This window comes from Embleya sp. NPDC059213 (assembly GCF_042754445.1).
GTDB lineage: Bacteria > Actinomycetota > Actinomycetes > Streptomycetales > Streptomycetaceae > Embleya.
The window spans coordinates 1,419-8,035 of sequence record NZ_JBHZAV010000294.1 but is presented as its reverse complement, the minus strand read 5'-3'; the positions used below and the strand labels follow the sequence as shown (position 1 = coordinate 8,035).

Annotated in this window: 5 protein-coding genes; 2 read left to right on the top strand and 3 right to left on the bottom strand. The window is 74.3% G+C overall.

The window, feature by feature from the left end; all coding sequences use genetic code 11:
- Window positions 1-385 (bottom strand): YceI family protein (locus ACFXMF_RS45450; RefSeq protein ID WP_380021223.1); only part of this gene is annotated, 385 nt, incomplete at its 3' end.
- 130 nt (window positions 386-515) lie between these two features.
- Between ACFXMF_RS45450 and ACFXMF_RS45445 the strand changes: the two genes are divergently transcribed.
- Window positions 516-1,076 (top strand): MarR family winged helix-turn-helix transcriptional regulator, encoded by a 561-nt coding sequence (locus ACFXMF_RS45445; RefSeq protein WP_379992229.1) that lies wholly within the window; start codon window positions 516-518, stop codon window positions 1,074-1,076.
- 73 nt (window positions 1,077-1,149) lie between these two features.
- Here ACFXMF_RS45445 and ACFXMF_RS45440 read toward each other — a convergent pair whose 3' ends face one another.
- Together ACFXMF_RS45440 and ACFXMF_RS45435 are read right to left on the bottom strand one after the other, a co-directional pair.
- Window positions 1,150-1,938, bottom strand: coding sequence for a putative protein N(5)-glutamine methyltransferase (locus ACFXMF_RS45440; RefSeq protein ID WP_379992228.1), 789 nt, complete (start codon window positions 1,936-1,938; stop codon window positions 1,150-1,152).
- Window positions 1,939-2,116: 178 nt separating this feature from the next.
- Complete coding sequence (locus ACFXMF_RS45435; protein WP_379992227.1) at window positions 2,117-3,379, bottom strand: MFS transporter; 1,263 nt, start codon at window positions 3,377-3,379, stop codon at window positions 2,117-2,119.
- A gap of 207 nt (window positions 3,380-3,586) precedes the next feature.
- Here ACFXMF_RS45435 and ACFXMF_RS45430 point away from each other — a divergent pair, with 207 nt between their 5' ends.
- Window positions 3,587-6,511, top strand: a complete 2,925-nt coding sequence (locus ACFXMF_RS45430; protein WP_379992226.1) for an ATP-binding protein — start codon at window positions 3,587-3,589, stop codon at window positions 6,509-6,511.
- Window positions 6,512-6,617: the final 106 nt, after the last annotated feature.

Sequence of the window (6,617 nt, the reverse complement as noted above, 5' to 3'; positions counted from 1 at the left end):
GTTCGAGTTCGAGGGTGACCTGCTTGGTCACGCCGCGCAGCGTGAGGTCGCCGTCGACCAGGTAGACCACCGAGGACTCGGCGCGGATGCCGGTGGATACGAAGGTGAGCTGCGGGAACGTGTCCGTGTCGAGGAAGTCCTCGTTGCGGATGTGGTCGTCGCGCATCTTGTTGTTGCTGTTGACCGAGGCGGTCTCGATGGTGGCGGTGACCGAGGACTCGAGCGGGTTCTCGGCGGTGACGATCGAGCCGGCGAAGTCGTCGAAGCGACCGCGGACCTTGGCCACGCCCAGGTGACGAACGGAGAACGAGACGTCCGAGTGGACCTGGTCGATGGTCCAGGCGCCTGCGACGTAGCCGGGGATGGTCTCGACGGAGGTGGTCATGGGGAGCTCCTTGGGTGGGTGCGCAGTGGTGTGCGGCGGTATGCCGTGCGGTGGGGTGCCCGGTGGTTGTTGAACGCTCAGAAACATAGCACCTACAAGTTGATCCTTCAACAACCCTTATGCTGGCGTCATGAACGACGACGCTCCGCTGACCGCCTCCGAGCAAGAGATCTGGCGGTCGTACTTCACCGGGACCAGGGAACTCGCGGCCCATCTGGACCGGCGGATGCGCCGCGAGACGGGCATGCCGATGACGTACTTCGAGATCCTGGGCCTGCTCGCCGAGTCGCCGGATCGGCGGATGCGGATGAGCGACCTGGCCGCCGCGTCGTTGTCCTCGACCAGCCGGGTCTCCCACGCGGTGACCGCGCTGGAGAAGTCCGGCTGGGTCTCCCGTCGCCCGGTCGAGGGGGACCGCCGGGGCTGGGTCGCGCATCTGACCGACGAGGGCCTGGCCGCGCTGGGGGCAGCCGAGCCGACCCACGCGGCCACGGTGCGGCAGTACCTGTTCCGGGTGCTGACCCCGGCCCAGGTGGCCGCGCTGGCCGAGATCGGGCGCGCGATCCAGGACGGCCTGGGCGTGGTCTGCGCGAGCGCGCGGGCGGCTGCGGCGGGGGAGCACGTGGACGCCGACGCGGAGGTCGAGGAGATCGACACCGGCATGGACTGCCCGCTCGACGACCCGGAGTGAACCGGCGACGTCGACGGCGGACGGTGCGGCCGGGAGCGGGGAGAGCTACGCCCCCGGTTCCCGGCCGCGCGGACTAGGCGATGGGCCGGGTGCCGATCACCACGGTGGCGTACCACTCCTCGGACTCGACGACCTGCGGAAGCAGACCCGCGTCGCGAAAGACCGCCATCGCCTGCGGTGCCTGGCGCTCGCTCGTCTCGACCAGCAGTCGGCCGCCGGGGGCGAGCCAGTGCGGCGCCGCCGCGGTGACCCGGCGCTGGATGTCCAACCCGTCGGCGCCGCCGTCGAGGGCCACCCGGGGTTCGTGGATCCGGGCCTCCGAGGGCAGCAGTTGCAGCTCCTCGGTCGGCACGTAGGGCGTGTTGGCGACCAGTACGTCGATCCGCCCGCGCAACGATGCGGGCAGCGGTGCGAAGAGGTCGCCCTCGAAGACCCGGTCGGCGGCGATGTTGCGCCGCGCGCAGCGCACCGCCGCCGGGTCGATGTCGGCGGCGTACAACTCGACCCGGTCCACCTCGGCGACCAGGGCCGCGCCCAGCGCGCCCGAGCCGCAGCACAGGTCGACCACGACGGCTCCGGGACGCGCCGCCGCGACGGCCTGCCCGACCAGGAACTCCGTGCGCCGCCGCGGGACGAACACCCCGGGGTCGACGGCGATCCGCAGACCGCGGAACTCGGCCCAACCGAGCACGTGTTCCAGGGGCAGACCGGCGACGCGGCGATCCACCATGACGGTGAGTTCGGCCGGGTCGGTCGCGCCGGCGACGAGCAGTTCGGCCTCGTCCTCGGCGAACACACAACCGGCGGTACGAAGCCTGGCGACGATCGCGGAGGTGCGACCGGGCGATGCGGGAATCGACATGAGAGCCTTTCGGATGCCGAAGGGTGCTCTCGCGGACTCACCTATGCCAAGTGGACCGCACGGTCGTGGAAGGAGAGCACCCGACCTGAAACAGCGGTAATCGGTGCCACCTCCTCGAACTCGAACCCGGTCCGCCCAGGGTTGGGCGCGGCGGCAACACTACCCGACACCGGCGGCGTTACGCGCCGGCGTCCCTCGACTCGCGCCCCTGTCCCACACCGCACGCCGGGGGACACGGCGCGGGCGACGGTCGCGGGGCGTCGGCGGGACCGCGCCGGTCCACCGCGACCAGGACCAGACCGGCCAGGACGAGGGCGGCGGTGCCCAGGAAGCCCACCGGGTAGCCCGCCGCGCCGATCAGCACGCCGAAGCCGACCGCGCCGATCCCCATGCCCGCGTCGAACGCGAGGTTCCACAGCGCGCTGACCCGGCCGAACTCGCGTTCCGGGACGCGCGCGAACATCAGCGACTGGGTCACGTTCTGCGCCACGCCGAAACCCGACCCGAACACCGCCGCGCCGACCAGGACGGCGACCGGTGCGCCCGGACGGGCCAACAACGCGGTGCCCAGCGCGGTGGCCGCGATCGAGGGCGCGAACAGCCGCGCGTGCCCGTGCCGATCGCCGAACCACCCGGCCCACCAGCGCGCCATCGGGGTGGCCCCGGACTGCACCAACAGCGCCGCCGTGATCAACGGCAACTCCCGTGACGAGGCCGCCAACGGCAGGAAGGTCACGATCACCCCCGCCGCGAACGTGCACGCCGCGAAGGTGATCGCCGGCCGGGCCAGGCCGCCGATCCGCAGGCCGCCCAACACCCCGCCCCGCGCCGTCGAGACCGCCGGCCGATTCGTCGGCAACGCGAGGGCACTGCCCACCGCAGCCAGTGACAACACCGTCGCCAACGCGAACACCCAGGTGTACCCCAAGTGTTCGCTCAGCCACAGCCCCGCCGGCAGACCCAGGATCGCGGGCACGCCGACCGCCGCGCCATACAGCCCCAGGCCCTCGCCCCGTCGTTCCGGCGGCACCAACTCCGCCGCCAACGCGGTACCCACCACCATCAGGATGCCGAGCCCACCACCACGCAACACACAGACCCCGACCACCAGGGGCAACGACGCGGACACCGTCAGGGCCATCGTCGGCAACCCCAGCAACAACAGCCCGAGCACGAACACCGTGCGATACCCGAACCGGGCCAGCAGCGCCGGCACCGCGAGTTCGGCCGCCACGGTGGACGCCATCAGCGCGCCGGTGACCAGACCGGCCGCCCCGGCCGAACCGGGCGAGTCCTGTGCCACGTACAACGGGACCACCGACAACAACAGGTAGAAACTCGCCATCGCACCGCACGCGGTGACGATGGTCGCCACCATCGAGCGCCCGAGAATCCCCCGCGCCACCCCACCGTCGACCGACACCCGCGACCCCGCATCCATGCAAACCCCTCCCGGAATCGACCCGTTCGAACACCGCCCACCCTCGCCTGCCGGCGGCCCGCCGCACATCGGGCAAACTCCCCGATCAGCCCCGGCCGACCTCCCCATATCGCCGCCCGACCACCCCGTCCCCGCCCCGAGTCGACGCGTGCGCTTCGTGGTGTGTCCGCCCCCGGGCCGCCCACGCGGGGCTGCCATGCTTGCCCCGTGGACACGGACGAGGGGTGTGCGGCGGCGCTGGTCGGGCGCGAGCGGGAGTCGGCCGTGCTGGCGCGGGCCTGGCTGCGGGTGGGCGCGGAAGGCGCCGGGATGCTGCTCGTGCGCGGGGACGCGGGGCTGGGCAAGTCGCGGCTGGTCGCGGAGTTCGCCGCCGGCCTCGGGTCGTCCCGGGCCCGGGTGTTGCGTGGCGGCTGCCTCGACATGGGGCCGGACAACCTGCCCTTCGGCCCCTTCGTGACCGTGCTGCGCAGGTTGACCCGTGATCTCGGCACGTCGGCCGCCGCCGCGCTGCTCCCGTCCGGCGGCCGACGCGGACTGGCCCGGTTGTTGCCCGAGTTGGGCGAGCCGACCCCCGAGGTCGACCCCGATCTCGGTCGGGCCCGGCTTTTCGAGGAGGTGCTGATCCTGCTCGAACGCGCCGCCGAGGGGGCGCCGTTGCTGCTCGTTCTGGAAGACCTGCACTGGGCCGATCGGTCCACCTGTGAGCTGCTCGCGTTCCTGGCCCGCAATCTCGACCAGCCCGGCGTACTCCTCCTGGGCACCCACCGTCCGCTCGCCCCGCACGCCGACGCGCCGTTCGCCGCGCTCCCCGCGCTGCTCGCCCGCCTCGCCAACACCGAGAACCTCGACCTGGCCCCGCTCGCCCGTGCCGACGTGGCCCGCCAACTCGCCGACCTGATCGGCCGGGTGCCCGACCCCCGGCATCTGGAACGGGTGTTCCGCCGCAGCGAGGGCAACCCGCTGTTCGTCGAGGCCCTCGCCGGTACCGACGCGCAAACCCCGGCCCCGCTACGGGAGTTGCTGCTGGCGGAGGTGCGCTCGATCCCGGACCCGGGTCGGCGGGTGTTGCGTGCCGCCGCCGTCGCCGGCAGCACGCTCGGTCACGCGCTCCTGCGCACGGTCACCGAGTTCGACGAGGTCGCGCTGGAGGACGCGCTGCGCCCGGTGATCGACGCGCGCCTGCTGATCGCCACCGGCGACGGATACGCCTTCCGGCACACGCTGATTCGCGACGCGGTGTACGGCGACCTGCTGCCCGGGGAGCGCATCCGGCTGCACACGCGGTGCGCGCGGGTACTGGCCGCCGAACCGGCGTTGGCCCCCGAAGGCCGCGCCGCCGCCGAACTCGCCGCGCACCGGTACGCGGCCGGCGACCGGGCCCGGGCCTTCGCGCCCGCCTGGCACGCGGCGGTCGCCGCCGGCACGGCCTACGCCTACGCGGAGCGGCTGGCCATGTCGGAACGTGTCCTGGACCTGTGGGACGCGGTGCCGGATCCGGCCGGCGAACTGGGCACGGACCGGATCGGGGTGCTCGAACTCGCCGCCGACGCGGCCGTGCACGGCGGCGCGGCCGATCGGGCCGAGCAGCTCCTGACCGCCGCCCTGTGCGACTTGGACCCCGCGCGGGAGCCCGAACGAACCGCGCGGGCCCTGGCGAGCCGAGCCGCCGCCCGCGCGCGCACCGGCCGGGACGCACTGCCCGACCTGGAACGCGCGCTACGCCTGACATCCGGCGACCGGCCCGGCCCGATCCGAGGTCGGCTGCTCGCGTCCCTCGCCGACACCCTCGCGGCCCGGGGCCGGGACGAGGTCGCGCGCGAGCACGCCCGGGACGCGTTGCGGCTCGGCGAGGCGCTCGCCGACGGCTCGGTGCGGGCCCGCGCGTTGACCACGTCGGCGATGCTGACCGCGCGAACGGGCGAGGTGGCGGCGGCGGTCGAGCTGTACGAGCAGGCCGCGCGGATCGCCCGCGCCGAGGGGTGCGACGACGATCTGCTCGCCGCGCTCGCCGGGCAGGCCGACGCGCTCCAGGCCGCGGGGGAACATCGGGCCGCCGCCGAGGTGGCCCGCCGCGGCATGGCCACCGCGCGCACCCTGGGCCTGGCCCGCTCGCGCGGCACGCTGCTGGCCGCGAACCTGGCCGAACCGCTGGTCGCGCTCGGCCACTGGAGCGAGGCGGTGGAGATCCTGACCGACGCCATCGCGCTGGATCCGCCGCCGGTGTATCGGGCCTGGTTGTGCGTCGTGCGGGCCGAACCGGCGGCGGCCGGCGGCGCCCACGACGTCGCGGCGGACGCGCTGCGCGAGGCCCGGGACGCACTGGGGTCGCCGCATACGCAGGAGACCTGCCTGGAACCGGACGTACTGGCCTGCCGACTCGGGTACGCGCGCGGCGACCTGGCCGAGGCCCACCGGGTACTCGACCACGTGTTGACCGAGCACGACCTCACCCGCAGCCGGCGCTACGGGTGGCCGCTGCTCGTGGTGGCGTGGCGCGTGCAACGACTTCGCCGCGCGCAGGCCGTCCGCGATCCGGCCGGGCGCGCCGCGATCGACGCGCGACTGGCCGAACTGCTCGCGCTCGGCCGCGAACTGCCGACGTCGGGCCGGGTCCAGTACGCGCACCGCCGCACCTTCGAGGCCGAGGCCGGCCTCGGCTCGTGGGCCGACGCGGTCGCGGCCTGGCGGGCGATCGAGCAGCCGTACGCGCTCGCCGACGCGCTCCTGGGCAGCGCGGCGGATGCCCTGACGACCGGCGACCGGGAGTCGGCCACCGCGTACGCCCGCGAGGGCCACCGGCTGGCCGACCGACTCGGCGCCCACCCGCTGCGCGTGCAGTTCGAGCAACTGGCCCGACGCGGCCGGTTGAACCTGACCCCGGAGCCGGGCCCCGCCGCACCCGAATCGGTCGACGCGCGCGGCCGACTCGGCCTGACCGCCCGCGAGTTCGAGGTGTTGGCGCTGGTCGCCCAGGGCCTGGGCAATCGCCCGATCGCCGAACGGCTCTTCATCGCGACGAAGACCGCCGGCGCCCACGTCTCCAACATCCTGGCCAAACTCGACGTCGGCTCCCGCACCGAGGCCGCCGCCCTGGCCCACCGCCTCGACCTCTTCCCGTCCCGGCCCGGCTGACCCCGGCCGGTCGGGGGGCGGGCCCCCCCACCCACGCCGGGGGCCGGGTGGGGCCAGCGGGCGGGGGCGCGGGGTCCGCACGCGAGGGCGGGGGGGGGCGGGGACG